Origin of the sequence: Mycolicibacterium parafortuitum (assembly GCF_010725485.1) — a bacterium.
Taxonomy (GTDB): Bacteria; Actinomycetota; Actinomycetes; order Mycobacteriales; family Mycobacteriaceae; genus Mycobacterium.
In genome coordinates, this window is the sequence record NZ_AP022598.1 from 3,136,990 (window position 1) to 3,163,541 (window position 26,552).

The window sequence follows — 26,552 nt, forward strand, 5'->3', positions numbered from 1 at the left end:
TCAGTCTGCGGCGTCGGCGACCCGCCTGCGATAGCTCGACGGGGTTTCGCCGCAGAACTGGGCGAACGCGCGGGTGAACGAGCTGACGCTGTCGAATCCGACCGCCGTGGCGGTCTCCTGCACCGACTGCGACGGGGCCGCGAGCAGCGCCATCGCGCGCAGCATCCGGGCATTCAGAAGATATGTGCGCCAAGGCAATCCGAGAGAGTTCGCGAACAGCCGGCGCAGCGTGCGCTCCGACACCGACACCGCGCGACTGACCTCCTCGCAGGTCACCGTGCCGAGGTGGTTTTTGGTGTAGTCCATCGCCGCCGCGACGATCGGATTGTCCGAGGTCGGCAGGCTCAGCGGGGCCTCGTGGTCGAGCGCCTCGGTCACCAGGGCCGCCAACGTGCGGAAGAACCCGTCGGATGTCTCGTCGCCGCGCACACGTTCGATGTGCCAGCGCAGGGCGTAGATCATCATCTCCCGGATCAGCGGCGACACCGCCAGGATCCGCGCCCGGTCGCCGGCGTCGGGGATCAGGCTGCGGTCGAACATCACCGCCACGGTCTTGACGTCGGGGTTCATCACGGCCTGGTGTTCGAGGCCGGCCGGTATCCAGGCCGCCTGCTGCGGTGGCAGCAGGTAGTGGGCCGACCGGGTCTCCACTTCGACGACGCCGTGCAGCGCGTACTCGATCTGGTGCACGTCGTGCGAGTGCCAGCCGGTGATCAGCGCGTCGCCCTCGTAGAGATAGCTGCCGCCCAGCGCGTGTCCGCCCCGGCGTAGGTCGATCACCCGGCCCGCGCGAACCTTGGCCGAATCGGACAAGTTCCTGTCCGAAGACGCAGAGACGGTCATGTCCGCAGACGGTACTACTTGGTTATGAGCGAAACCATGCGCCCTGATGACCTGATCTTGGTGAGCATCGACGACCACGTGGTGGAGCCGCCGGACATGTTCCTGCGTCACGTGCCCGAGAAGTACAAGGACGAGGCACCCATCGTCGTCACCGACGACAAGGGCGTCGACCAGTGGATGTACCAGGGCCGGCCGCAGGGTGTCAGCGGGCTCAACGCCGTGGTGTCCTGGCCGGCCGAGGAATGGGGCCGTGACCCGGCCGGTTTCGCCGAGATGCGCCCGGGCGTCTACGACGTGCACGAACGAGTCCGCGACATGAATCGCAACGGCATCCTGGCCTCGATGTGCTTCCCGACGTTCACCGGCTTCTCGGCGCGCCACCTGAACATGACGCGCGAGGACGTGACGCTGGTGATGGTCTCGGCCTACAACGACTGGCACATCGACGAATGGGCCGGCTCCTACCCGGACCGGTTCATCCCGATCGCGATCCTGCCGACATGGAATCCCGAGGGGATGTGCAACGAGATCCGCCGGGTGGCGGCCAAGGGCTGCCGGGCTGTGACCATGCCCGAGCTTCCGCATCTGGAGGGCCTGCCGAGCTATCACGACGACGACTACTGGGGCCCGGTGTTCCGCACGCTCTCGGAGGAGAACGTGGTGATGTGCCTGCACATCGGTACCGGTTTCGGCGCGATCAGCATGGCGCCCAACGCGCCGATCGACAACCTCATCATCCTGGCCACCCAGGTGTCGGCGATGTGCGCTCAGGATCTGCTGTGGGGTCCCGCGATGCGCAATTACCCGGATCTGAAGTTCGCCTTCTCCGAGGGCGGAATCGGTTGGATTCCTTTCTATTTGGATCGTAGCGACCGGCACTACACCAACCAGAAGTGGTTGCGCCGGGACTTCGGTGACAAGCTGCCGTCCGACGTGTTCCGCGAGCACTCACTGGCCTGCTACGTCACCGACAAGACGTCTCTGAAGCTTCGGCACGAGATCGGCATCGACATCATCGCGTGGGAGTGCGACTACCCGCACTCGGACTGCTTCTGGCCAGATGCGCCCGAGCAGGTACTCGCCGAACTCGACGCGGCGGGGGCATCGGTGTCGGACATCAACAAGATCACCTGGGAGAACTCATGCCGGTTCTTCAGCTGGGATCCGTTCAAGCTGACATCCCGGGACCAAGCGACGGCAGGCGCTCTACGGGCCAAGGCGACCGATGTCGACGTATCGATCCGTCCGCGGGCAGAGTGGGCGCGTCTCTACAACGAGAAGCAGTTCGCGAAAGCCTAGTCCGCGCCTGCGCGGCCGAGTAGCCGCCGCAGCGGCCCGCCGGGGCGCTGCGGCGGCGTGCGTCGGGTGTACGGCCACGGCTGATTGCGCTCCGGGATCGATTCGGCACGAACGAGTTTGAGTTGCGCACGCAGGTGCGCGCGTAACTCGTGCAGTGCGGGGTCGGTCCAGCGGTTGTGTGCCTCGGCCGGATCCTCGGTCAGGTCGTAGAGCTCCCACTGGTCGTCGAGTGGATCGCGCCGGTAGGTCGGCCCGCCGAGGCCGTCGGCGGCAAGGTGGCGAACACCCGGTTCGGTCCATGTGCCGGGGTCGTCGAACGAGCGCACCAGCTTCCACAGATGGCCGGCGCCGCCGGCGGTCGCGGTCGCGTCGACGCGGACCACCAGGCCTTCGAAGTTGGCGGCCGTGTGTGCCGGGACCCGAATCCGCAGCGGTGCGGGCACTCTGGAGACCAGGCCGAGCCGGCGTGCCAAGCCCGAAGCGCCGGTGTCTCCTTCGAGCACGTTGTCCCGGGTCATCAGGTACACCGGGCGTTCCTCGTCCGGCTCGGCGCCGTCGACGATCGGCATCAGATCGCGCCCCGGCAACGCATGCACCTCGGTGAACGACCGCGACAGCTCCGCGGCGGTCGCGCCGGCGTCGATGCCCGCCGCCGACAACAGCGTGGGGACGACGTCGACGTGCGAGGTCGGTGCGGTCACGGTGCGCGGCTCCGACGGCTGGCGCCCGACTCTGGCGATCACGAACGGAACCCGGGTGGCCTCGTCGTAGAGGTTGAACCACTTCTGGTGCAGCCCGCCGTGGGCGCCGAGAAGGTCGCCGTGGTCCGCGGTCCGGACGAGGACGGTGTCGCGCGAACCCGCCTCCGCCGCGTCGGTCACCGTGCGGCGCACGCGGTCGATCGGACCGTCGACCTCGGCGTGCAGCCGGTAGTACAGGTCGCGGTAGCGCTGGGCGTTGCGCCGGTAGGTGTTCTCGATCGAGCGGGCGGGACCGTATCCGGAGTAGTACGCCTCGCGGAACGCGATCTGGGCGGCCGGTTTGGTGGACAGGTCCTCGTCCGCGGTGGGCGCCGGCGGCACCGGGGGAGGGTCGAGGGGTGACAGCGGTACCGGGTTGCGACGCGCCCAGGCCGGAAACAGCACGATGTCATGGGGATTGACGAAGCTGGCGACCAGCAGGAACGGCCGGAGCGCGGCGGGATCCCCTGCGGCGCGGGCGTTGTAGCGGGCGGTCAGCCACGCGACGACGCGGTCGGCGATCAGCCGATCACGTCGGACGCCTGCGTTGGCCAGGCTGGCGCCGTGCGGCTCGGGACCGACCCACCCGGAGAACCCGTACGGCGCCAGCGGATCGGCGTCGAGGTAGCGGCGCACCGCCGCCTCGTCCACCACTCCGTCGTCGTCGTTGGTCGCCAGTGCCTTCCCGGTGGCCGGGTCGATGAGGTCGGCGTGGGAGATGTGCCACTTGCCGTCGTAGTGGGTGTCGTATCCGGCGGCGCGGAACCAGTTCCCGAGTGTCGGCACCTCGCCGGGCCGCAGCCACCGCAGCCGCGAGTCGTCATGCGATTTACCGATGCCGTCGGTCTGGGTGACCCCGTGCAGATCGGGGTACTGGCCGGTGAAGATGGTCGGCCGGCTCGGCACGCAGGCCAGCGACCCGGTGTAATGGCGGGCAAAGCTGACTCCGTGCTCGTCGAACCATCTTCTGCCACTCAGTTTTTCCCGGCGCCACGCCAGTACTCGGTCGTCCTCGTAGGGCGGCGTCGCGCGTTCTTCGTCGGTCATCACGATGACGATGTCGGGTCGCAAGGTGGTCATGGCTGTCCTCCGAGTGCGCGGTCGAGGGAATGCAGCAGCGCGTCCGAGCGGCGCGCCAGCAGTGCGGCGAGGGTTCGTTCGGCGACGGACCGCAGCAGGCGGCGGTGCGTCGTCACGGTGCTCGTCAGGGTCACCGTGGTGGTGCCGTCGCGGTCCGGCCGTAGATCCCATCGGTTCGTCACGGCGAACCCGCGGGGCAGGCCCGCGATCTCGTAGGCGAGATGTCGAGGCGCGTCGAACACGGTGATCGTCTCGACGATGGCGTCGCGGTCTGCCTGCACCCGGCGGGCCAGCCCCACCCCGTGCCCGGCCTTCTCCGCGTTGAGCAGACAGGAATGATCGACGCCGTCGGCCCATCGGCTCAGCGCTCCGAAGTCGGCCAGCAGCGCCCAGATCGACTCGGGGTCCGCGGCCATCCGCCGGGAGCGACTGACGTCAGCCATGCGTACATCCAACTCTGTCCGTGCCGTGTTTGTCAGGTCACCGCGCCGAGGCGCCGGCGAGGACCATGCGGGTCAGCGATTCGGCGCGGTGCGGCGGGAACGTCCGTCCTTCCGTCTGGATCGCGTGCACGATTCCGCCGACGATCGCATCGGCCGCGTCCTGGGCGGAGACGTCGCTGAATCCCGCGGCGCGCAGCCGGTTCCGGACGCTGTCGTGCAGCGGGGCGCTGAAGCCGGCACGCAGACGCGCCTCGGTGTCGGGATGCTCCAAGCCGGCGATGGTCAGGATCCGCAGCATCGCGTTGCCACGCGCGGTGGTCAGCGCGCGGGCCAGCGCGAGGGCCCACGCGCACATATCGGCTTCCAGGTCCGCGGTGTTCTCGATCGGCCGCAGGATCTTGTCCGCGTCTTCGAGGATCACGTCGGCGACGAGGGCGTGTCTGCTGGGCCACCAGCGGTAGATGGTCTGTTTACCGACACCGGCTCGGGCGGCGACCGCCTCGATGGTGAGCTTGTCGAAACCGCGCTCCATCAGCAGTTTGCGGGTGGCGCCGACGATGGCGACCCGGGACTTCTCGCTGCGCCGGCGCGGCGTCACTACGCCGGCGGTCATCTGGACCGCCGAAGGGGAGCCTGTCGTCTTTACACGCTGACGCATCGCCCGTAGTGTGCCACAAGACGAGACGTTTCGTCTCGTTTAATCGGGCGGCGGAGGGCAAAACGCAATGGCCGGAACGAAGCTGGTGATCGGTGCCAGCGGCTTCCTCGGCTCCCATGTCACCAAACAGCTCATCGCCCGGGGCGAGCGCGACGTCCGGGTGCTGATCCGGCCGACGAGTTCCACCTGCGGCATCGACGGGCTTCCGGTCGACGTGCGCTACGGCGACATCTTCGACACCGAGGCGTTGCGCGCCGCGATGGACGGCTGCGACGTCGTCTACTACTGCGTGGTCGACGCGCGACCCTGGCTGCGTGACCCGCGCCCACTGTGGCGCACCAACGTCGACGGTTTGCGCAACGTGCTCGAGGTCGCATCCGACGCCGACCTGTACCGCTTCGTGTTCACCAGTTCGATCGGCACCATCGGGTTGCGTGTCGGAGGGCTGGCCGACGAGGGCACCCAGCACAACTGGGCCGCTTCCGGCGGGGACTACATCCGGTCCAGGGTCGCGGCGGAGGAGCTGCTGATGCGCTACTGCGCAGAGAAGGCGCTGCCCGGGGTGGCCATGTGCGTCGCCAACACCTACGGGCCCGGCGATTTCCTGCCCACCCCGCACGGCGGAATGCTGGCTGCCGCGGTGCGCGGCAAGCTGCCGTTCTCCATCGACGGTTACGAGGCCGAGGTGGTCGGTGTCGAGGATGCGGCGCGAGCGCTGATCCTGGCCGGCGAGCGCGGTAGGACAGGGCAGCGCTACATCGTCAGCGAACGGTTCATGAGCACTCGGGAGATCCATGAAATCGGCTGTGCGGCAGTCGGTGTCGCTCCACCCAAGTACCGTGTTCCGATTCGGGTGCTGTCCGCCGCGAGTCGGGTCAGCGCCGCTGTCGCGCGGTTGCGCAAGAAGGACACCATGCTCACCCCGCTCAACATTCGGCTGATGCACATCATGACGCCGCTGGACCACTCCAAGGCGGTCCGTGAACTCGGCTGGGATCCGCAGCCGACACCCGCCGCGATCGTCGCTGCCGCTCGTTTCTTCCGCGAGCGTAGGCCCGAGGTGTCCGGAGCGGCGCGATGACGATCGGACTGATGCCCGAACAACAGCAACTCGCCGACGCGGTCGCCCAGTTCGCCGCGCGCCGCGCGCCGGTCGACAAGACCCGCGAGTCCTTCGACGCGTTGGCCTCCGGTGAGCTCCCGTTGTGGTGGGAGGAATTCGTCGCCAACGGGTTTCACGCGGTACACCTGCCCGAGGAGATCGGCGGACAGGGCGGCACACTGATCGACGTGGCGTGTGTGCTGGAGGCGGCGGCGCTCGCGCTGCTGCCGGGCCCGGTGCTGCAGACCGTGACCGCGAGTGCGATCGCGGCGCTGGCCGGCGACGTTGCACCGGTCCGCGACGTGCTGGGCCGGATCTGCGGCGGTGCGGCCGCTGCGGTGATCCTGCCCTCCGGCAGCGGTTTTCACGCCACATCGGCCGAGGGCGGCTGGACGATCGACGGAGCCTCACCCGTCACCCTCGGCGTCAACGCGGCCGGGGTGCTCGTCGCCGCCGCGACGACGAACGACGGCGGCACCACCTGGTTCGTCCTCGATCCGTCCCGGCCCGAATGTGCCGTCGAACGGCGCGAGGGCACCGACAAGACCGTGGACGCCGGGGTGGTGCGGTTGACCGGGTACCGGTGCGATGCCGATGCCGTGCTGCCGGACATCGACGACGGCGACGCCCGGGACGTGGCGGTGGCGCTCGCCGGTGCGACGGCCGCCGGGACGATGCGCTGGTGTGTGCAGGCGGTCACCGACCATCTGCGCACCCGCGAGCAGTTCGGCAAGCCCATCGGCACCTTCCAGGCGTTGCAGCACCAGGCCGCTCTGCTTCTGGTGCACAGCGAGTTGGCGGTGTCGGCGGCCTGGGACGCCGTGCGGTCCCTGTCCGAGGACCGCGTGCAGCACCGGATCGCGGCCTCGGGGGCGGCGCTGATGGCCATCGCGCCCGCTCCGGAATTCGCGCTCGACGCGCTGATGATGTTCGGCGCGATCGGCTACACCTGGGAACACGACCTGCACCTGTACTGGCGCAAGGCCACCAGCCTGGCTGCGTCGATCGGCCCCACCGGAGCCTTCGCCGAGGCGCTCGGCGAGCTGACCCGCACCCAGACCCGCGACGTGTCGGTCAAGCTCGGCGACCTCGACGCGGACTTCCGCGCGAAGGTCTCCGCCGTGCTCGACGAGGCGTGCACCCTGGTCAACGACACGCCGGGCCGTCAGGGTGACTATCCGAACCTCGCCACCGGTCCGCAACGCACCCTGCTCGCCGAGGCCGGACTGATCGCTCCGCACTGGCCCGAGCCCTGGGGTGTGGCGGCGACCCAGCTGCAGCAGCTGATCATCGACGAGGAGTTCGCCAAGCGGCCGGAGTTGGTGCGGCCGTCGCTGGGCATCTCGGAATGGATCCTGCCCAGCCTGATCAGCTCTGCGCCACCCGAGATCCAGGACCGGTTCATCCCGGCCACCCAGCGTGGCGAACTCGGCTGGTGCCAGCTGTTCAGCGAACCCGGCGCCGGGTCGGATCTGGCCGCACTGAGCACCCGCGCCACCAAGGTCGAGGGCGGCTGGCGGATCAACGGACACAAGATCTGGACGTCCTCGGCGCACACCGCCGACTTCGGCGCGTTGCTGGCGCGCACCGACCCAGACGCCGCCAAGCACCGGGGGATCGGCTACTTCATCGTCGACATGCGCTCCGAAGGTATCGAGCTGCAGCCGATCCGGCAGGCCACCGGCGAGGCGCACTTCAACGAGGTGTTCCTGCGGGACGTATTCGTCCCCGACGAACTGCTCCTCGGCGGCCCGACCGACGGGTGGAACCTTGCCATCGCGACCATGGCCCAGGAGCGCGTCGCGATCAGCGGGTATGTGAATTTCGACCGTGCCGCCATCCTTCGCCGTCTCGCCGATGAGGACCGGCCGGACCGCGGCCGTGTGCTGACCGCGCTCGGTGAGGCCGATGCGTTCGCCAACGCCATCAAAGTGCTTGCGGTACGGGAAGTCCTACGGCTACTCGACGGTCAGGCCGCCGGACCCGCGTCGAGCATCGCCAAGGTCGCGATGAACGTGATGCTGCGCCGTACGTTCAAGGACACCCTGGAACTGGCGGCACCGGCAGGGCTGGTCGAGGATTCGGATCCGGCGATCGTCGAGCCCTATTTCCACCTGCCCGCCGAACTGATCGGTGGCGGCACCAAGGAGATCCAGCTCAACATCATCGCCCAGATGATCCTCGGGCTGCCCCGCAAGTGAAGGAGATGCGCATGGGATTGCGTGGTGAGGCCGCGATCGTCGGCTACGTCGAACTGCCTCCGGAACGGCTGAACAAGGCAGCCCCCGCACCGTTCATCCTTGAGCAGTGGGCGGAGCTGGCCGACGCCGCGATGACCGATGCCGGGCTGCCGGGAGAGTCGGTCGACGGCATCGTCACCACACATCTCGGCGAGTCGGAGATCTTCGTCCCGTCGACCGTGGCCGAATACCTGGGTGTGCGTGCGGGATTCGCGGAACTGGTCGACCTCGGCGGCGCCAGCGCGGTCGGTATGGTGTGGCGCGCCGCCGCGGCGATCGAGCTGGGCATTTGCGATGTGGTGCTGTGCGCCATCCCGGCGCGGTATCTGACCCCGACATCGGAGAAGAAACCCAAACCTCTCATCGACGCGGTCTTCTTCGGCGCGTCGAGCAACCAGTTCGGTTCTCCGCAGGCCGAATTCGAGATTCCCTACGGCAATCTCGGCCAGAACGGTCCGTACGGCCAGGTCGCGCAACGCTATGCCTCGGTGTACGGCTACGACGAGCGGGCGATGGCCAAGATCGTGACCGACACCCGGTTCAACGCCAACCACACCGAGGGTGCGGTGTGGAAGGACAAGCCGCTGACCATCGAGGACGTGCTGGCCAGCCCCGTCATCGCCGACCCGCTGCACATGCTGGAGATCGTGATGCCGTGCCTGGGCGGGGCCGCGGTCGTGGTCGCCAACGCCGAAATGGCGGCCAGGGCGAAGAACCGGCCGGTGTGGATCAAGGGATTCGGCGAACAGGTGCCGTTCAAAACCCCCACCTACGCCGAGGATCTGTTGCAGACGCCGATCAAACGTGCGGCCGACACCGCGTTCTCGATGTCGGGCCTGACCCGCGATCAGATGGACATGGTGTCGATCTACGACTGCTACACCATCACTGTGCTGCTGAGCCTGGAGGACGCCGGCTTCTGCGAGAAGGGCAAGGGCATGGAGTTCGTCGCCGAGCACGACCTGACCTTCCGGGGCGATTTCCCGCTCAACACCGCGGGCGGCCAGCTCGGCTTCGGGCAGGCCGGCAATGCAGGCGGTATGCATCACGTCTGTGACGCCACCCGCCAGATCATGGGACGGGCGGGCGCCGCGCAGGTCGACAGCTGCAATCGTGCGTTCGTCTCGGGCAACGGTGGCATCCTGTCCGAGCAGACCACCCTCGTGCTGGAAGGGGACTGACGATGGACATGCCGACCTTCGAGCGGCCGATGCCGGTGAAGACGCCGACAACGGCGCCGTTCTGGGACGCGCTGGCCGAACACCGCGTGGTGATCCAGTACTCGCCGTCGCTGCGGTCCTACGTGTTCTATCCGCGGGTGCGCGCGCCCAGGACGTTCGCCGACGATCTGGAATGGCGCGAGATCTCCGGTATGGGAACGCTGTACTCGTACACCGTCGCGCGGCGACCCGTCGGCCCGCACTTCGTCGACGCTGTCCCGCATCTGCTGGCGATCGTGGAATGGGATGAGGGGCCGCGGTTCTCGACCGAACTCGTCGACGTCGAACCCGAGGACGTCGAGATCGGCATGCGCGTCAAACCGGTGTTCTGCGACTACCCCGAACACGACGTGACGATGCTGCGGTACACCCCGGCGGACCGCTGAGCGAGGAGCAGGAAGATGACCGAGGCAGACCGGCAGGAGATCGCCGACGTGCAGGTGCGCTACGCCACCGGCATCGACCGCCGCGACTGGCCGCTGTTCCGCACCGTGTTCACCGAGGACTGCGAACTCGACTACGGCGAGATCGGCACCTGGAAGGGCGCGGACGCGGTCGTCGACTTCATGGTCACCACACACGACATGATCGGACACTCACTGCACCGCATCACCAATCAGGCCGCGACGGTGCACGGCGACACCGCGACCGCGCACGCCTATGTCGATGCGCTGGTCATGGCGCCGGGCAACGCGTCCGGTGTGAACGCCGCCGGCTTCTACGACGACGAGCTGGTCCGTACCGAGGCGGGATGGCGGATCGCCAAGCGACGCTTCACGACTGTCGTCGTGCGGACCGTCACCTCGGGGTGATCGCGGCGATCACCCCGGCCGCCGGCCGGTGCGTGGTTCGATGACGCGCGCCGCGGCCTCCACGGCGGCGGCCCGCCGCCTGGCGATCGTGGCGGGATCGTCGGTCTGTAGCTGAGGGTCGGGGGATGTCGCCCAGGACAATCCGATGGCGAACAGCATGACGATCAGTTCGTCGGGCTGCCACGCGGCGTCGGCATGACCCCCAGCTTGCGCTGCGGCGACCACCGCCGCCCCAGAGGTGGGGATCATGTCGGCATCGGGCGCGAAGAGCTCGAGCCCCTCCAGGCGTGCCCAGGTGATCATCCGGAGATGTTCTGGATGTGCCAGGGCGAGGTCGTAGATGTCGCCGACGAACTCCGCCAACGCTTCTGGGCGCGGTACCACAGCGGTGAAGAAGTGGGCGGCGTCGGCGGCGACGACTTCGCGGAACAGGGTCTCCTTGTCGCCGAAGTGGGCGTAGAGGCGTTCCCGGCTCGCTCGGGACTCCTTGACGACGCGGTCGATCCGGGCGCCGGCGAGCCCGTGCCGGGCGAACTCCGCCCGTGCGGCGGAAAGGATCTCGTCGCGCAGCTCTGCTCCTTTTCGCATCAGCGGGTCACCCGTGCGGTGTCGCGGCGAGGTGCCGGGCCAGCGGATTGAGGGCGCGGTACGGATCGTTTCGACGCACGCGCTGCAGATCCTGGAGATCGAATTCCAGTTGCGCCTGGACCTTCTCCTTGAGTTCGGTGACCCAAGTGTCAGGCGGGGTGCCGGCCGGCTCGATGGAGGAGATCGGGGCCCCGAATCGCAGATACATGCGCCGCGGCTGCGGGATCAGGGTGGGGCCGATGCCGCGCACCAGGGGCATTGCCATGTCGGGGCGGCCGCCGAGGCGCTCACCGAGCCAGCCGCTCGCCCGGCCGTAGAGGCTGTCACGTGTGGTGAGGCTCGTATAGACGTCGTCGCCGCCGACCAGGGCGGCGGTGACGATCGGGTAGTGGTGCTCGGCGGCGAGCCGGGCGAAACCATAACGGTTGTCCCAGCGCAGTTTGTACTCCTCGCCCTTGAACTTGCCGATCTCGCGTCCTCCGCCGGGGAACACCAGGATGGTGGCGTCCTGCTGCATGAGGGTCGTCGCGGACTCCGGGGAGCCCACGACGGCGCCGTAGGCCGCGATCAGATCGGCCTGCAGCCCCCGCATCTTCCCGAACTGTCGGTCGGCCAACGGGCGCACCTGTGAACCGATGGCCTGCCGGACGCAGTAGGGGATCAGCACGATCTCGGCGGCCGACATCTGGGTGTGGTTGCCCACGATCAGGAATCGTCCGTCGGCGGGGAGGTGCTCCACCCCTTCCACGTAGGGCTTGTACAGGCTCATCACCGGTTCGAGGTGGTCGGCGACGGTGGTCAGTGCGGTGCGGCAGAGTCGTTCGCCGAGCGATCGGTCTGCGCGGTCCGGGAGGGGCGTCGATGGCATGTACGTGGTTCGTCCTTTTTCGGAGTGGGTGGACGATCCGGTGATCGACGCAGACCCGTCAGCTCCGGTCTTTGTCCAGCATACCGACCAGACGAACTGTTCTGTCTGTGCTGTTCCCCACGGCGCACGCGCGCCGGTACCGCGATGACCCGCGGGAAAGCTAGCCGGGCAGCGATTTCTGCAGGGGCCGTCTCGCGGTCTCCCGCATGGTCAGCACGGTCAGGAAGCTGACGATCGCGGCGGCGATCACGTAGTACGCCGGTGCGAGGTCGTTGCCGGTGCGTGACACCAGCCAGGTCGCGACATACGGTGCGGTGCCGCCGAAGACGGCCACCGAGACGTTGTAGCCGATCGAGTATCCGCTCGAACGGACCCGGGTCGCGAACAGTTCGGCACCGGCGGCCAACGACGTACTCACGAACACCGCCTCGATGGCGGCCAGCGCGGCGTGGGCGGCGATCGCCGCCGACAGCGACCCGATGTTGAGGAGCAGGAACAGCGGGTAGGCGAACACGGCGAACGCGAGAGATCCGGCGATCAGCAACGGTTTGCGTCCCACCCGGTCGGAGAGCGCGCCCAACGGTGGAATGAGAACGATTCCGACCAGGCTGGCGACGGTGATGGACCAGAACGCGTCGGTCTTGGTGAACTCCAGTGTCTCGGTGAAATAGCTTGGCAGGAAGGTGTAGATGACATAGAAGCCCACGTTGTGGATCACGACGAGTCCGATGATCTGCAGGATCGGGCGCCACGAGGTGGTGACCGCCTCCCTCAGCGGGGACTGCGAGACCTCGCCGGATTCGCGCAGGGACTCGAACTCCGGGGTGTCACCGAGTTTGAGGCGGATGTAGAGGCCGACGACGCCGAGCAGGCCGGCGATCATGAACGGGATGCGCCAGCCGTAGGAGTTCATCGCGTCCTCGGACAGCCACGTCTCCAGAGCTGTCACGGTGACAGCGCCCGTCAGGAAGCCGACGACGACGGACCAGACCAGGAACGAGACCACGAATCCCCGGTGCCGGTCGGGTGCATACTCGGCGAGGAAGCATGCGCCGCTGCCGTATTCACCGCCTGCGGAGAACCCCTGCAGACAGCGCAGCACCAGCAACAGGACCGGGGCCAGCACGCCGATCGAGTCGTAGCTGGGGACCAGCCCGATCGCCAGGGTGGACGCCGACATCACCAGGATCACGATCGCCAGCACACGCTGGCGGCCGATCCGGTCGCCCAGCGGGCCGAAGAAGAACCCGCCAAGCGGACGCATGAAGAACGCCGCCGCGAAGACGGCGAAAGTGCTGAGCAGAGCTGCGGTTTCGTCGCCGGAGGGGAAGAACTTGTCCGCGATGTAGGTGGCCAGGAAGCCATAGATCGCGAAGTCGAACCACTCGACGGTGTTGCCGATCGCCGCGCCGCGCACGGCCTGGCGAACGGCTTTGGGATCGGCTGCCGCGGGGGAGCGGCTGTCCTGCTCGACGGTCATGGGTGTCCGTTCGGCGCCTCGGTGATGTGGTCCCGCGCGGCACTGTCGTAGTGCTCGTGCGGCCGGTCGGTGATGAACATGTGGCCCGGCGCATGGAAGATCGCCAGCGGTGGGGCGGCGTTCTGCGCGACGATCTGCGGTGTCACGCCGCACGCCCAGAACACCGGCACCTCGTCGGCGGCGATGCGCACCGGATCCCCGAAATCCGGTGCGCCGAGATCATCGATGCCCAGCCCCGCGGGGTCGCCGATATGCACCGGAGCGCCGTGCATCGCCGGGAAGCGACCGGTGATCTGCACCGCGCGGGGGACTTGATGGGCCGGCAGCGGACGCATCGAGACGACCATCGGTCCGTGGAATGCCCCGGCGCGGACACACTCCCGGTCGGTCACATACATCGGCACGTTCACGCCCTGCTGCTGGTGGGCGATCGGCAGACCTGCCGCCGCGAGCGCCCATTCGAAGGTGAACGAGCAGCCGAGCAGGAACCCGACGAGGTGCTCGTCCCAGTACGGCGAGATGTCGGCGGGTTCGTCGGTGCACACACCGTCGCGCAGCACGCGGTAGCGGGGGAGATCGGTACGCAGATCAGCATCGGACGCTACCGACGCCGGGTGCGGGGACCCGGTGTCGGTCACCTCCAACAGCGGGCAGGGCTGCGGGTTGCGCACACAGAACCGCAGGAAATCCAGGGCATGATCGTGCGGCAGTACGACCAGGTTGGCTTGAGCGAACCCTGTGGCCAGACCGCTGGTGGGGCCCGTGTGCCGGCCCGCGCGGATCGCCGCGCGGGCAGTGGCCGCGCGGTCGACGGACGGTGCCTTCACAGCACGCATACGCGTGCATTCCCCGTCGCCGCCCGGAACTAACGTGTGCGGGCGCTGAAGATGTCGGTGGGCGCGATCCGGCCGCGCAGCGTGGTCTGACCGGCCGCGACCCACTGCTGCTGCTCGTCGGCGCCGGCCCGGTCGCGGGCGGGCCCCGCGCACAGCGCCCTGGCGTCGAACTCCTTGGCATGGTCGGCAAGTCGGGCGGCTTCGTTCACCGCGTCTCCGACCACCGTGTACTCGTAGCGGTTCTCGGCGCCGATGTTGCCCGCGAACACCGGCCCCGCCGAGACACCGATCCCGAAATCGACCGGCAATGCGCGTAGTTCCGTGGCCAGCGCGCGTGCGGTACCCATCGCCGCGGTCGCCGGGTCGTCGATGCGCAGCGGTGCGCCGAACACCGCCAACGCCGCGTCACCCTGGAACTTGTTGATCAGACCATGGTTCCGGTCGACCTCGGCGACCACGATGCGGAAGAAGTCGTTGAGGATCCCGGCCACCTCGTGGGGCTCGCGGTCGACGGCCAGCCGGGTCGAGCCGACGAGATCGATGAACAGGACCGCCACGTCGCGTTCGTCACCGGCGGACAGGTCGTCGTGGTCGTCGGCGAGTTCGACGGCGCGGCGCGCGACCTGTTCGCCGACGTGTCTGCCGAACAGGTCCTGTAGCCGGTCCCGCTCCCGCAGCCCCGCCACCATCCGGTTGAAACCGCTTTGCAGCCGCCCGATCTCGGACCACTCGTAGACCTCGATGGTGCGGTCGATCTTGCCCTTCTCGACGTCGGCCATCGCCGCGACGACCTCGTCGAGAGGGTCGGATATCGAGATGGACACCAGGATCATCGCGCGCAGGCCGAGTACGACGGCGACCAGTGCGAGCACCAGCAGGGCGAGCTCGATCGGGGTGGATTCGTCGAGCAGCCACTGCCGTGAGCGCAGGATCAGCAGCACCGCGATGGCCGAGCCGGGCAGCGCGGTGCAGACCATCCACATGATGAGCAGGCGGGCCCGTACTCCCGGCGCGGGCAGACGCCCCGCGTCGCTGGGCACCCCGGCCAGCATCGGGCGCAGGGTGCGCAGCGTGAACAGAAATCCGGTGCACACGGTCGCGATCGCGCCGAACAGCAGTGCGGTGGTGAGCACGACGAACACCGACGCGGCCGCGTCACGGTTCAACGGCACCAGCACCGCCGCGGTCAGGACCCACGGAGCCAGCGTGATCGCGGCCTGCCTGCGCATCGTCTTGGCGGCGGTCCGTATCTCCGCCGGTGACGGGCGCCGCCCGTCCTTGAGCCACCGCAGCGACGGCCGCAGGATCAGCACCGCACCCACCGCCACCGTCGTCGCGCCGATCAGCGTGACGGCCACCGAGGTGACGACATTGCCGACGGTGATGACGCTGCGGCCGGTCAGCGCGACGACGATCGCGACGACCTCACCGACGGTGAGCAGATAGGCCGACGTCAGGCCTGCGGCGTACCTGGTCAGCAGGCGGCGTGGCCTCACACGGCCGAAGGTATCAGCAGCCCGCGACGCGCGGCTCCGCCCGGGCCGCCACGCGGGACTCAGTCGCTGGCGGGCAGCGGCTTGGCCTCCTTGAGCGACAACGGGGTGGTGCCGACGCTGATCGTGCCCTTCCCCGCCTTCGTGACAAGAACCTCGGCGCCGCCGTCGTCGACGTAGCGCTTACCCATCAGGTTGCCGTCGGCCAGCGAATCATCCAGTGACAGGCTCGAATCCGCGGCGTCGCCGACGGGGATCGCGGGCGCTCCACCGATCCGCAGGTCGTCGAGCGACTCGGAGCTGCGAACCACGATCACCTGTGTGTCGCAGACCTGGCTCTGCAGTCGGGTGCCGTTCTTGATCATGGGTGGGCTCCTTGTGTCACACCGGCTGGGCCGGCAATTGTTAAACGGCCGGCTGCGCCGGCGATGGATCCTGGTTCAGTTCGCTGATGAGTTCGCGACGTAGCACTTTGCCGGTCGCGTTGGTGGGCAGTTCCTCCCGGAAGATCACCCGGTCGGGGGTGCGGGACCCTCGTAGCTGGGATCGTACGTGGGCGCGTAGCTCTTCGGGGTCGGGCTGGGCGCCGTGGTGGGCGACGACGACGGCGACGATGATCTGGCCCCATTGCGGGTCGTCGGCGCCGACGACGGCGCAGTCGCGGACGTGGGGGTGTTCGACGAGGACGTCCTCGATTTCGGCGGGGGCGATGTTCTCTCCGCCGCGGATGATGGTGTCGTCGGAGCGGCCGCCGATGAACAGGTAGCCCGCCTCGTCGAGGTAGGCGACGTCCTTGGTGGGGAACCAGCCGTTTGCGTCGAGCACGGAGCCGATGCCGGTGTATTTGCCCGATACCTGCTCGCCGCGCACGTACAGCTCGCCGGGTTCGTTGGGGCCGAGTACGGTGCCGTCGTCGGCGCGGATCTGGACTTCGATGCCGGGGACGGGTTGGCCGACCGAACCGAGGCGGCGCATCGCGGCGTCGTCGGTGGCGGTCAGGGCGGCGCGGTGGTCGTCGGGGGTCAGCACCGCGATCGTCGAGCTGGTTTCGGTCAGCCCGTAGGCGTTGACGAAGCCGACGTCGGGCAGTAGCGAGAGCGCTTTGCGGACCAGCGGCAGCGGGACTTTCGAGCCACCGTAGGCCAGGGTGCGCAAGGTGGGCAGCGTGGTGTGGGTGGTCTCCAGCACGGTGACGATGCGGTCGAGCATGGTGGGCACCACGGTGGCGGAGGTGACGCGTTCAGCGGCGACGAGGTCGACCCAGCGCTGGGCGTCGAAATGGCGCAGGTACACCATCTTGCGGCCGGCGTAGAGGTTCGACAGTGCGGCGCTGACTCCGGCGATGTGATACGGCGGGACGCAGATCAGTGCGGCGTCGTCGGGTTCGGCGGAGGCGAACTCGACGGTGCCCATGATGTAGCTGGTCAGGTTGGTGTGGCTGAGCTCGACGGCCTTGGGTGTGGAGGTGGTGCCGGAGGTGAACAGCACGACGCCGACCGAGTCTGGGTCGGCGAACTGGGCGGCGGGTTCGGCGGTGCGTGCCGCGGTGAGGAATTCGGCTGAACCGATGGTGCGGTAGCTGTCACCGACCGCGTCGCGGTATTCGTCGTCGACGACGACCAGCGGGTCGGGCAATCGGTCCAGCAGCGCGCGCAGGCCTTCGGCGGAGAGTCGGTAGTTCAGCGGGGTCACCGGGATCGCCGCGCGTGCGGAGGCGAACAACAGCAGCGGCAGCATGGCCCCGCCGGTGCCGACGTAGGCGAGGTGGCGGGCCCCGGAGGCGGTGATCACGCCGGCGCCGCCGTCGGCCAGCGTGCTCAATTCGGCGGTGCTCAGCCGTAACTCGTCGCAGACCAGCGCGGTCCGGTCGGGATCGGTTTCGGCGGCCATCTCCAACAACAGCGAAATACTCATGAGGTGCGCTCGTCGACGAAGATGTCCAGGATCGGTTCGTCGCCGCCGCCGTAGCCCGACAGGTCGGTGACCCCGGACTCGGCGAGAATCCCCGAGTCGATGAAGCATCGCCCGTTCACCTCACCCGGTGGGCGGCTCAGGATCTGGACCGCGGCATCGGCCATGATCTCGGGGCTGCGGGACGCCTTCACCAGGTCGTCCCCGTCGGCGAGGTTGGTCACCGCCGACGTCGCGATGTAGGTCTCGGGCCACAGGCAGCTGAATCCGATTCCGGCGGCGCCGTTTTCCCGGCCGTACTCCTGCGCCCAGCCCAGCGACAGCAGGGTCATCCCGTACTTGGACAGCGTGTAGGACGGGTGCGCGCCCAGCCAGTGCGGGTTCATGTTCAGAGGGGGTGCCAACGTCAGCACGTGCGCCCCGGGAGACTCGCGCAGGTAGGGCAGCGCGGCCTTCGTCAGCAGGAATGTGCCGCGGACATTGATGTCCATCATCAGATCGAACTTCTTCGCCGACAGATGCTCGGTCGGCTCTGTCGCGATCGCGCTGGCGTTGTTGACCACGACGTCGACGCCGCCGAAGTGCTCGACGGCGGTGTCGATCGCGCGTGCGACGTCTTCTTCCTTACGGACGTCTCCGACGACCGCGACCCCCTTGCCGCCGGCCGCCTCCACCTCGGCCACCGCGGTGTGCACGGTGCCGGGGAGTTTCGGATGCGGTTCGGCGGTCTTGGCCAGCAGCACGACATTGGCGCCGTGCCGGGCCGCACCGAGCGCGATGGCGAGGCCGATTCCGCGGCTGCCGCCCGAGACCACGACGGTGCGGTCGGCGAACGATGTCTGGCTGGACGTACGCGACTCCGACGCCACGGTGGCCCCCTTCTGGGTAGATAGTGCCGTTCTCATTTTAGGCGAATCCCATAATCGCTGTGTACCGGGGCTTCGACCCTTCGGACCCGGGTGTCGCACCTACTGCTGCGTGCAGCTTTCCCTCAGACGGTATTGGCATTCTCATTTTTTGCAAGTACGTTATCCAACGATGAGCGAGCAAGTCGTCCCTCGGGTGGAGACCCCGTCCGGCATCCCGCTGGAACCGGTGTACGGGCCGGATGATCGCGCGGTCGATCCGCCCGCGCCCGGCGAGTATCCGTTCACGCGGGGCAACTTCGCGTCCGGCTACCGCGGCAAGACCTGGACCTTCCGGCAGTATTCCGGTTTCGGCACCGCCGAGGAGTCCAATAGCCGGTACCGCTATCTGCTCGACCAGGGCGGCACCGGCCTGTCGGTGGCGCTCGACCTTCCCACCCAATGCGGATACGACTCCGACGACGAGGAGTACGGCGAGGAGGTCGGGCGCGTCGGCGTCGCGGTGGACACGCTGGCCGACGCCGAGATCCTGTTCGACGGCATCCCGCTGGACAAGATCAGCACCAGCTTCACCATCAACGGCACCGCGGCGATCCTGCTGGCGTTCTATGTCGCGGCCGCGGAGAAGAAGGGCGTGCCGCGGGAAAAGCTGACCGGCACCATCCAGAACGACATCCTCAAGGAGTACGCGTCGCGCGGCACGTGGATCTGGCCGCCGGAACCGTCGCTGCGACTGATCGCCGACACCATCGAGTTCTGCGCGGCCGAGGTGCCGAAGTTCAACGCGATCTCGGTGGCGGGGGCGCACTTCCGCGATGCCGGAGCGAACGCGGTGCAGGAGATGGCGTTCACGCTGGCCGACGGCGTCACCTACTGCGACACCGTCGTCGAGCGGGGCCGGATGACGATCGACAAGTTCGCCCCGCAGATCTCGTTCTTCTTCTACACCCACGGCGACTTCTTCGAGGAGATCGCGAAGTACCGGGCCGGCCGCCGGCGCTGGGCGACCATCGTGCGGGAGCGCTACGGCGCCACCACCGACAAGGCGTCGATGTTCCGCTTCGGCTGCGTGGCAGGCGGTGCGTCGCTGTATGCGCCGCAGGCGCAGAACAACCTGGTTCGCGTCGCCTACGAGGCGCTGGCCGCGGTGCTCGGCGGCGTGCAGTCGATGTTCACCGCGGCGTGGGACGAGCCGTTCGCGCTGCCGAGTGAGGAGTCGGCGACGCTGGCGCTGCGCACCCAACAGATTCTGGCCTACGAGACCGGCGTGACGAAGGTGGCCGATCCGTTGGGCGGCTCCTACTTCGTCGAGGCCCTCACCGATGCCACCGAGGAGAAGATCATCGAGATCATGCACGATCTCGAGAACCACGGTGGCATGGTGCGCTGCATCGAGGACGGCTATCTGCAGGGCCTGATCGCAGACGAGGCGTTCAAGATCCATCAGGAGGTCGAATCGGGAGCGCGGCCGGTGGTCGGCGTGAACAAGTTCGTCGTCGACGAACCGCCGCCGGATCTGGCCACCTACGAGCTCGACGCCGAGGGCCGCGACAAGCAACTCAAGCGGCTGGCCAAGGTCAAGGCCGACCGGGACGACGCCGCGGTCAAGGACAGCCTGGCCGCGCTGGCGCGGGCGGCCGAGGGTGATGACAACCTGATGCACAAGCTGATCGACTGCGCGAATGCGTATTGCACAGTGGGAGAGATGGTGTCGACGCTGAAGTCCGTCTGGGGCGAGTTCCAGCAGCCTGTCGTCTTTTAATAGGAGAGTGTTCTGATGTCAACGCGTGTGCTGGTGGCCAAGCCGGGTCTGGACGGCCACGACCGGGGAGCCAAGATCGTCGCCCGCACCCTGCGCGACGCGGGGTTCGAGGTGATCTACACCGGGATCCGCCAGCGTATCGAGGACATCGTGTCGATCGCGTTGCAGGAGGACGTCGCGCTGGTCGGCCTGTCGATCCTGTCCGGCGCGCACGTCGCTCTGACCCAGCGCACGGTGGATGCGCTGCGGGCCGCCGACGCGGGGGACATCGCCGTCGTCGTCGGCGGGACCATTCCGCAGGGCGACGTGCAGAAGCTGCTCGATGCCGGTGCCGCCGCGGTGTTCCCGACGGGCACCTCGCTGGAGGATCTCGTGCGTGACGTGCGTGCGCTGACGGAGAAGGTGGAGCAGTCGTGAGGCCACCGAGAGTGCGCACAGCGCGCGATTCCGGCCGGCTGCGCGATCTGAGCGCACTCTCGCTGAAGGAAGGTGCGGAATGAGGTCGGGCGGGCGAAGCGGGGGTGGGATATGAAACTGGGCGTGATGATCGGAGCCGAGCGCGGCGACATGGCGCGCAAGGTCAACAAGCTGGTCTCCGACATCGAATGGGCCGAATCAGCCGGGCTGGACACCGCCTGGATGCCGCAGGTGCCCAATGACTTCGACTGCCTGACCATGGTCGCGCTGATGGCCGCGCACACCTCACGGATCGAACTGGGCACCGCCGTCGTGCCGCTGCAGGCCCAGCATCCGATAGCCCTTGCCCGGCAGGCTCTTTCAGTCCACGCGATGGCGCAGGGCCGGTTGGCACTCGGGGTCGGGCCGTCGCACCACTGGATCGTGCGCGACATGCTCGGCATCCCGTACGAGAAGCCGGCCGCGTACACGCGCGACTACCTCGAGGTGCTCTACGCCGCACTGTCCGGGCCCGGCGACGTCGACGTCGAGAACGATTCGTTCACCGTGCACAATCCGACGGTTCTCGCCGCGGAGCAACCGCTACCGGTGCTGGTGGCCGCGCTCGGCCCGGTGATGCTGCAGATCGCGGGTGAGCGGGCCGACGGCACCGTGCTGTGGATGGCCGACGAGAAGGCCATCGGCGAGCACATCGCCCCGAAGATCAACAAGGCCGCCGCCGATGCGGGACGGCCCGCGCCGCGCATCGTCGCCGGGATCCCGGTGTGCCTGTGCGCGAACTCCGAGATCGACGCCGCCAAGGACCGGGCGAACCGGATCCTGGCCGAGGCCGAGACCTCCCCGAACTACCAGCGCCTGCTCGACCGCGGCGACGCGCGCAACGTCGGTGACCTGTGCGCGGCAGGCGACGAGGAATCAATCCTGAAGCGGTTCAAGCAGTTCGCCGATGCCGGCGTCACCGACCTGTCGGTGCGGTTGCTGCCGATCGGGGAGACGCGCGACGAACTCGTCGCGTCGAAGTACCGGACGCGAGAGGTGATCGGAGAGCTCGCGAAGGCCTTGCGATGAGCGCTCGCGCGAAGAGCCGAGGGCAGCGATGAGCGCAGGTCCGCTGGCCGGGATCCGCATCCTCGAGGTCGGGGTGATGCTGGCCGGGCCGTACGCGACGATGATGCTGGCCGACCTGGGCGCCGAGGTCATCAAGATCGAGCCGCCGGGCGGAGAGATCTCCCGGCAGGTCAGTGACAGCTATTTCGCGAGCCTGAACCGCAACAAGCAGAGCGTCGTGATCGATCTGCGGTCCGAGGCAGGACGGCAGAAGCTGGGCGAGTTGGTCGCGACATCGCATGCGCTGCTGGTGAACATGAAGCCGTCGGCGATCAAGCGGCTCGGGTTGACCTACGACGCGTTGAAGCAATTCAACGAGCGCATCGTGTGCGTGGCGTTGACGGGGTTCGGCCTCGACGGCGGCGACGATCCGGCGTTCGACTACGTGATCCAGGCGGCCACCGGGGTCGCGGCGATGACCGGCGATCCGGACGGCCCGCCGACGCTTCCGGGCTATTCGTCGGCGGACAACTCGACGGGACTGACCGCCGCGTTGGGGTTGCTGGCCCAGATCGTGTCGGGCCGCGGCGGACAGGTCGACGTGTCGCTGCAGGACGTGATGCTCTCGCAACTGAACTACCGGGCCGCGGCGTACCTCAACGATGGCATCGAGCCGAAGCGGTATCCGTACGGCGCCCACTCGTATTACGTTCCGGCGCAGCTGTTCTCGACGGCAGACGGTTTCCTGGCGTTGTTCATCACCCATGATGCGTTCTGGGCGGCGTTCGCCGCCGAGGCCGGTATCGACGGGTTCGCGACGATGGCCGAGCGCGCGTCCCATCGCGACGAGGTGCTGGCCCGCGTCGGTGCGGCCCTGGCCGCGGACACCGCGGTGAACTGGCAGCGCCGGCTGCAGCCGTTGGGGATTCCCGCCGCGGCGGTGCGGACGCTGCCCGAAGCGCTGGATGCGATGCCCGAGGTGGTGGTCGACGCCGGGGACTTCCATCTGGTGCGCAGCTCCATCCGGATCGCCGGATACGAGCCCGAGTACCGCCCGGCGCCGAAGCTCGACGAGCACGCCGACGCCGCGGCTCACTCGTCGTAGTTGACCGTCACGTCCGGGGTGTCGGGAACGGCCTGGCAGGTGAGCACGTATCCCTCGGCGACCTCGTCCTCGGTCAGCGCGTCGTTGACCCGCATGGTCGCGGTGCCGGAGGTGAGCAGGGCCATGCAGGTGCCGCAGTTGCCGGCCTCGCATGAGAACGGCGGGCCCATCCCGGCCCGGCGTGCGCTCTCCAGCAGGGTCTCCTCGGGCCTGTTCCCCACGGTGGAGATGTTGCCGTCCAACTGGATGGTGATCGTGCCCTGCACGGCCGTCTCGGTCACTGCGGACCCCGTTCCCGGTGTCTGCGGGTCGGTCATATGACCCTCTCTCGACATTGTCATTCTGATAATAGGAGAATACTATTCTCCCCGACAAACGCTACTCCTCTCACCCATCATCCACGACCTGCGGAAGGGGCGCGCGCGACGTGAGTGATCCGATGGCGCTCGCCTTCGAGGATCGGCAATACTCGCTCGCCGACCTCGACGCGCTGGCCGGCGGGATGGCCGCGGTGCTGCGGCGCAACGGTGTCGTCGCGGGGACGCGGGTGGCGGTCATGTCGTCGAACCGCCCTGAGTTCGTCGTCGCGCTGCGTGCGATCTGGCGGCTCGGCGCGGCCGCGGTGCTGCTGAGTCCGGCCTGGAAGCAGACCGAGGTCGCCCACGCCCTGACGTTGACCGGGGCGACGCACGCCGTCGGGGATCACCCGGTGCTGGCCGACGCGCTGCCGATGCTGCCGCTCGACGCCGACATCGCGCCCGCCGATCATCCCTGTGAACCCGTCGCCCCCGACGCGGACGCGGTGTTCGTCTTCAGCTCCGGCACCACGGGGATGCCGAAGGCGGTCCGGCACACCCACAGCTCGCTGGCGGTCGCGATCCGGCATTGGCGGGACGCGCTCGGTCTGACGCCTGCGGACCGGATGCAGGTGATGACCCCGCCGTCGCACATCCTCGGATTGCTCAACATCGTCATGGCTCTCGACACGGGCGCCTGGATCAGGTTGCACCGCCGCTTCGACATCGACGCGATGCTGCGCCACATCGAATCCGACCGCATCACGATCGAGATGGCCGTCGCGCCGATCGCACTGGCGCTGTCGGCACACCCGAATCTGGAAGACCACGACCTGTCGTCGTTGCGCTACATCATGTGGTGCGCCACCCCCGTCACCCAGAGCGTGGCCGAGGCCGTCACCGCGCGCACCGGCGTCAGCTGGGTCACCGCCTACGGGGCCAGCGAGCTACCGGTCATCTCGTGTAACGACCTGCGGCACGCACGGCTCGACACCGTCGGCCGGGCCGTCGCCGGCGTGGAGATCCGCGTCGTGTCCCTGGAGACCGGCGAGGTCCTGGGGTCAGACGAGGAGGGCGAGATCCAGGTCCGCTCCGACTCGGCGATGGCCGGCTATCTGCCCGATCAGTGGACCGCAGAGGCTTTTTCGGGTGACTGGTATCGCACCGGCGACGTCGGCACCCTCGATCCCGACGGCTGGTTGCGCATCACCGACCGGGCCAAGGAGATGATCAAGGTGCGCGGGTTCCAGGTCGCGCCGGCCGAGGTCGAAGCCGTGCTGCACGGACATCCCGTCGTCGAGGACTGCGCGGTGTTCGGAGTGCCCGCCGATGACGGTGAGGCGATCATCGCGGCGGTGACCGTGAACGGCCCCGTCGACACCGGGGCACTCGCCGACCTGGTCGGTGACCGGCTCGCCTCCTACAAACGGCCGAGCCGGGTCGTGGTGGTCGACGAAATCCCGCGCCTGCCTTCGGGCAAGGCGCTCCGGCGAGTGTTACGGGAGCGTGCGATGAGTGCGCACACTGAGAGCGGAGACAGCTGATGGACGTCCGTTTGACCAGCGAGCAGCGGCAACTGCGTGATGCGGCCGCGGAGGTGGCCGCGGACTTCGGTCCCGGGTCGGTCGCCGATCTCGACGACGCCAACCGCCGGGCACGACTCGAAAAGGCCGTCGACGCCACCGGATTCCGGACGCTGCGCTCCGACGGGGCGTCGGCGGTCGAGGTCGCGATCGTCGCCGAGGAGTTCGGCCGGGGGGTCGTCGACGTGCCGTTCCTGGGTCCGGTGCTCGCCGACGACCTGCACCGCCGCCTGGGCCGCGCGCCGTCGGACGGGGGGCCGGGCCCGGCGACGGTCGATCTGACCGCAAGCCTCGCGGGCGCGGTGGAATCCCCGGCGGAACTGGCCGACCTGTCCGACGAGGATTCCGGCCGGTGGTACGCGCTCGCGTTGGCCGCCACCACCGCGGACATCCTCGGCGCCGCCCGCGGAACCCAGGCGCTGGCCACCGAGTACGCGAAGGTCCGCGAACAGTACGGGGCCGCCATCGGGTCCTACCAGGCCGTCGCGCACATGCTCGCCGAGAGCGAGGCGCTGATCGAGGGGTCGATCAGCGTGTCGCGACACGGCGCCTGGGCTGTCGACGAGCTTCCGGTGGACGAGGCGATCGAGGCCGCCCGCATCGCCAAGATCTACTGTGCGCGAGCCGCGTTGACGGTGTGTGAGACCTCGATCCAGGTGCACGGCGGTATCGGCAACACCTGGGAGTGCCTGGCCCATGTCTATCTGCGTCGTGTGCTGGCCGCCACCGAGGCATGGCCCGCCAAGCTGGAGGAGTTGACCATTGGACTTTCGTGATTCGCCCGACGAGGCCGCGTTCCGGGAACGGCTGCGCGCCTGGCTGAAAGAACAGAAGGGTAAGTTCCCGACCTCCGGTGACGCCTACTGGGCGAAGGCGGGCGAGTGGCACCAGGCGTTGTTCGAGGCCGGGTTCTTCGGTACGTCGTGGCCGAAGGCCTATGGCGGCCAGGATCTTCCGCCGGTCTATGACGTCATCGTCGACGAGGAGATCGCCAAGGCCGGTGCCCCGGCACGGCCCAGCCTGGGCTATCTGGTCGTGGGGCTGAGTCATCACGGCAGCGAGGAACTGCGGCAGCGATTCCTGCCTGGCATGATCAACGGCACCGAGCGTTGGTGCCAGGGCTTCTCCGAGCCCGGCGCCGGATCGGATCTGGCGTCCCTGACGACCACCGCGGTCAAGGACGGCGACGACCCCGATACCTACGTCATCCACGGTCACAAGATCTGGACGAGCTACTCCGACGTCGCGGACTGGTGCTTGGTGCTGGCGCGCACCGACAAAGAGGTGCCCAAGCATAAGGGCATCTCGGCGTTCATCGTCTCGATGCACCAGCCCGGTATCGAGCAGCGGCCGCTGAAGATGATCAGCGGGGTGACCAAGGAGTTCGGTCAGGTCAGCTTCGACGGGGCGCGGGTACCGGCCGAGAACATGGTCGGCGCGCCCGGTGAGGGCTGGAAGCTGGCGATGACCGTCGTCAGCCACGAACGCGAACCGTCCACGCTGGGATTTTCGGCGCGATACGGAAAGACGGTGCGCCAGATGGCCGCCGGAGTCGATGGCCCGCCGCCGGACGAGTTGCGGTGGGCCTGGGTGCAGACCGAGATGCTGAGGCTGCACGTGCGAAGGCGGCTGTCGGAGCAGCTCGACGGGCTCACGCACGGTCCACAGGGCTCGCTGGACAAGCTGCTGATGACCTGGGTCGAGCAGTCGGTGGGCCACGCCGCCCTCGCGGCCGTCGGCACCGGCGACGAGGAACTGTTCGGGGCCTACATGTACAGCCGGGCGCAGAGCGTCATGGGCGGCACGTCGCAGATTCAGAAGAACATCATCGCGCAGCGGATCCTGGGATTGGGGTAGGAAACC

26 protein-coding genes are annotated in these 26,552 nt (G+C 68.2%); 13 read left to right on the top strand and 13 right to left on the bottom strand.

Annotated elements, in window-relative coordinates; all coding sequences use genetic code 11:
- Entirely contained in the window at positions 1-843 is an 843-nt protein-coding gene (locus tag NTM_RS15145) for an AraC family transcriptional regulator (protein ID WP_163766752.1), read from the bottom strand.
- Between the two features lie 36 nt (positions 844-879).
- Here NTM_RS15145 and NTM_RS15150 point away from each other — a divergent pair, with 36 nt between their 5' ends.
- A complete protein-coding gene (locus tag NTM_RS15150; protein ID WP_104865951.1) occupies positions 880-2,142 on the top strand; it encodes an amidohydrolase family protein in 1,263 nt (420 codons plus the stop codon).
- Here the strand turns inward: NTM_RS15150 and NTM_RS15155 are convergent.
- Genes NTM_RS15155 through NTM_RS15165 form a run of 3 tightly spaced genes read right to left on the bottom strand, consistent with a single transcriptional unit; the run spans position 2,139 to position 5,018 of the window.
- Positions 2,139-3,962, bottom strand: a complete 1,824-nt coding sequence (locus NTM_RS15155) for a sulfatase-like hydrolase/transferase (protein WP_163766753.1) — start codon at positions 3,960-3,962, stop codon at positions 2,139-2,141. The genes NTM_RS15150 and NTM_RS15155 overlap by 4 nt on opposite strands.
- Positions 3,959-4,405 (bottom strand): SRPBCC family protein, encoded by a 447-nt coding sequence (locus tag NTM_RS15160; protein WP_104865911.1) that lies wholly within the window; start codon positions 4,403-4,405, stop codon positions 3,959-3,961. Before NTM_RS15160 ends, NTM_RS15155 begins: the two co-directional genes overlap by 4 nt.
- 37 nt (positions 4,406-4,442) lie before the next feature.
- A complete protein-coding gene (locus NTM_RS15165) occupies positions 4,443-5,018 on the bottom strand; it encodes a TetR/AcrR family transcriptional regulator (protein WP_163766754.1) in 576 nt (191 codons plus the stop codon).
- Positions 5,019-5,130: 112 nt separating this feature from the next.
- Here NTM_RS15165 and NTM_RS15170 point away from each other — a divergent pair, with 112 nt between their 5' ends.
- The 5 genes from NTM_RS15170 to NTM_RS15190 are packed head-to-tail and all read left to right on the top strand — an operon-like array spanning position 5,131 to position 10,437.
- Positions 5,131-6,144, top strand: a complete 1,014-nt coding sequence (locus tag NTM_RS15170; protein ID WP_163766755.1) for an NAD-dependent epimerase/dehydratase family protein — start codon at positions 5,131-5,133, stop codon at positions 6,142-6,144.
- Positions 6,141-8,366 carry an acyl-CoA dehydrogenase family protein gene (locus NTM_RS15175; RefSeq protein ID WP_163766756.1) on the top strand — a complete coding sequence of 742 codons (2,226 nt, stop codon included), beginning with the start codon at positions 6,141-6,143 and terminating at the stop codon, positions 8,364-8,366. The genes NTM_RS15170 and NTM_RS15175 overlap by 4 nt, the downstream gene beginning before the upstream one ends.
- A gap of 11 nt (positions 8,367-8,377) precedes the next feature.
- Positions 8,378-9,586, top strand: coding sequence for a thiolase family protein (locus NTM_RS15180; RefSeq protein WP_104865950.1), 1,209 nt, complete (start codon positions 8,378-8,380; stop codon positions 9,584-9,586).
- 8 nt (positions 9,587-9,594) lie between these two features.
- Positions 9,595-10,011: a Zn-ribbon domain-containing OB-fold protein gene (locus NTM_RS15185; protein ID WP_163769500.1), complete on the top strand. Its 417-nt coding sequence runs from the start codon at positions 9,595-9,597 to the stop codon at positions 10,009-10,011.
- Between the two features lie 15 nt (positions 10,012-10,026).
- Positions 10,027-10,437, top strand: a complete 411-nt coding sequence (locus tag NTM_RS15190) for a nuclear transport factor 2 family protein (RefSeq protein WP_163766757.1) — start codon at positions 10,027-10,029, stop codon at positions 10,435-10,437.
- Positions 10,438-10,446: 9 nt separating this feature from the next.
- On the opposite strand, the gene NTM_RS15195 is transcribed toward NTM_RS15190, so the two are convergent.
- From NTM_RS15195 to NTM_RS15230, 8 genes are all read right to left on the bottom strand, one after another.
- Positions 10,447-11,025, bottom strand: coding sequence for a TetR/AcrR family transcriptional regulator (locus tag NTM_RS15195; protein WP_104865906.1), 579 nt, complete (start codon positions 11,023-11,025; stop codon positions 10,447-10,449).
- A gap of 7 nt (positions 11,026-11,032) precedes the next feature.
- The gene (locus NTM_RS15200; protein ID WP_104865905.1) at positions 11,033-11,893 is read right to left on the bottom strand and encodes a lysophospholipid acyltransferase family protein; all 861 of its coding nucleotides are present in this window, start codon (positions 11,891-11,893) and stop codon (positions 11,033-11,035) included.
- A 160-nt stretch (positions 11,894-12,053) separates the two neighbouring features.
- Positions 12,054-13,373, bottom strand: coding sequence for an MFS transporter (locus tag NTM_RS15205; RefSeq protein ID WP_104865904.1), 1,320 nt, complete (start codon positions 13,371-13,373; stop codon positions 12,054-12,056).
- Positions 13,370-14,209, bottom strand: coding sequence for a putative hydro-lyase (locus NTM_RS15210; protein ID WP_104865903.1), 840 nt, complete (start codon positions 14,207-14,209; stop codon positions 13,370-13,372). Before NTM_RS15210 ends, NTM_RS15205 begins: the two co-directional genes overlap by 4 nt.
- Positions 14,210-14,238: 29 nt before the next feature.
- Complete coding sequence (locus tag NTM_RS15215; RefSeq protein ID WP_104865902.1) at positions 14,239-15,705, bottom strand: adenylate/guanylate cyclase domain-containing protein; 1,467 nt, start codon at positions 15,703-15,705, stop codon at positions 14,239-14,241.
- A gap of 59 nt (positions 15,706-15,764) precedes the next feature.
- Entirely contained in the window at positions 15,765-16,067 is a 303-nt protein-coding gene (locus NTM_RS15220; RefSeq protein WP_104865901.1) for a hypothetical protein, read from the bottom strand.
- A gap of 40 nt (positions 16,068-16,107) precedes the next feature.
- The gene (locus NTM_RS15225; protein WP_163766758.1) at positions 16,108-17,616 is read right to left on the bottom strand and encodes a class I adenylate-forming enzyme family protein; all 1,509 of its coding nucleotides are present in this window, start codon (positions 17,614-17,616) and stop codon (positions 16,108-16,110) included.
- Complete coding sequence (locus tag NTM_RS15230) at positions 17,613-18,518, bottom strand: SDR family oxidoreductase (protein ID WP_104865958.1); 906 nt, start codon at positions 18,516-18,518, stop codon at positions 17,613-17,615. The genes NTM_RS15225 and NTM_RS15230 overlap by 4 nt, the downstream gene beginning before the upstream one ends.
- A 133-nt stretch (positions 18,519-18,651) precedes the next feature.
- Here NTM_RS15230 and NTM_RS15235 point away from each other — a divergent pair, with 133 nt between their 5' ends.
- The 4 genes from NTM_RS15235 (at position 18,652) to NTM_RS15250 (ending at position 22,810) form a co-directional block, all read left to right on the top strand.
- On the top strand, positions 18,652-20,241 hold the full coding sequence (locus NTM_RS15235; RefSeq protein ID WP_104865959.1) for a methylmalonyl-CoA mutase family protein: 1,590 nt from the start codon (positions 18,652-18,654) through the stop codon (positions 20,239-20,241).
- Positions 20,242-20,256: 15 nt separating this feature from the next.
- Positions 20,257-20,658, top strand: coding sequence for a cobalamin B12-binding domain-containing protein (locus NTM_RS15240; RefSeq protein WP_104865960.1), 402 nt, complete (start codon positions 20,257-20,259; stop codon positions 20,656-20,658).
- A 111-nt stretch (positions 20,659-20,769) separates the two neighbouring features.
- Entirely contained in the window at positions 20,770-21,726 is a 957-nt protein-coding gene (locus tag NTM_RS15245) for an LLM class F420-dependent oxidoreductase (protein WP_163766759.1), read from the top strand.
- 28 nt (positions 21,727-21,754) lie between these two features.
- Positions 21,755-22,810, top strand: coding sequence for a CaiB/BaiF CoA transferase family protein (locus NTM_RS15250; RefSeq protein WP_104865962.1), 1,056 nt, complete (start codon positions 21,755-21,757; stop codon positions 22,808-22,810).
- Here the strand turns inward: NTM_RS15250 and NTM_RS15255 are convergent.
- Entirely contained in the window at positions 22,798-23,127 is a 330-nt protein-coding gene (locus tag NTM_RS15255; RefSeq protein WP_104865963.1) for a 2Fe-2S iron-sulfur cluster-binding protein, read from the bottom strand. The two genes, NTM_RS15250 and NTM_RS15255, sit on opposite strands and share 13 nt — an antisense overlap.
- 110 nt (positions 23,128-23,237) lie before the next feature.
- Here NTM_RS15255 and NTM_RS15260 point away from each other — a divergent pair, with 110 nt between their 5' ends.
- From NTM_RS15260 to NTM_RS15270, 3 genes are read left to right on the top strand one after another with little or no spacing between them, the layout of a single operon-like run.
- A complete protein-coding gene (locus tag NTM_RS15260) occupies positions 23,238-24,650 on the top strand; it encodes a class I adenylate-forming enzyme family protein (RefSeq protein ID WP_104865964.1) in 1,413 nt (470 codons plus the stop codon).
- Entirely contained in the window at positions 24,650-25,465 is an 816-nt protein-coding gene (locus NTM_RS15265; RefSeq protein WP_163766760.1) for an acyl-CoA dehydrogenase family protein, read from the top strand. The genes NTM_RS15260 and NTM_RS15265 overlap by 1 nt, the downstream gene beginning before the upstream one ends.
- The gene (locus tag NTM_RS15270; protein ID WP_104865966.1) at positions 25,452-26,546 is read left to right on the top strand and encodes an acyl-CoA dehydrogenase family protein; all 1,095 of its coding nucleotides are present in this window, start codon (positions 25,452-25,454) and stop codon (positions 26,544-26,546) included. Before NTM_RS15265 ends, NTM_RS15270 begins: the two co-directional genes overlap by 14 nt.
- The last annotated feature ends 6 nt before the right edge of the window (positions 26,547-26,552 follow it).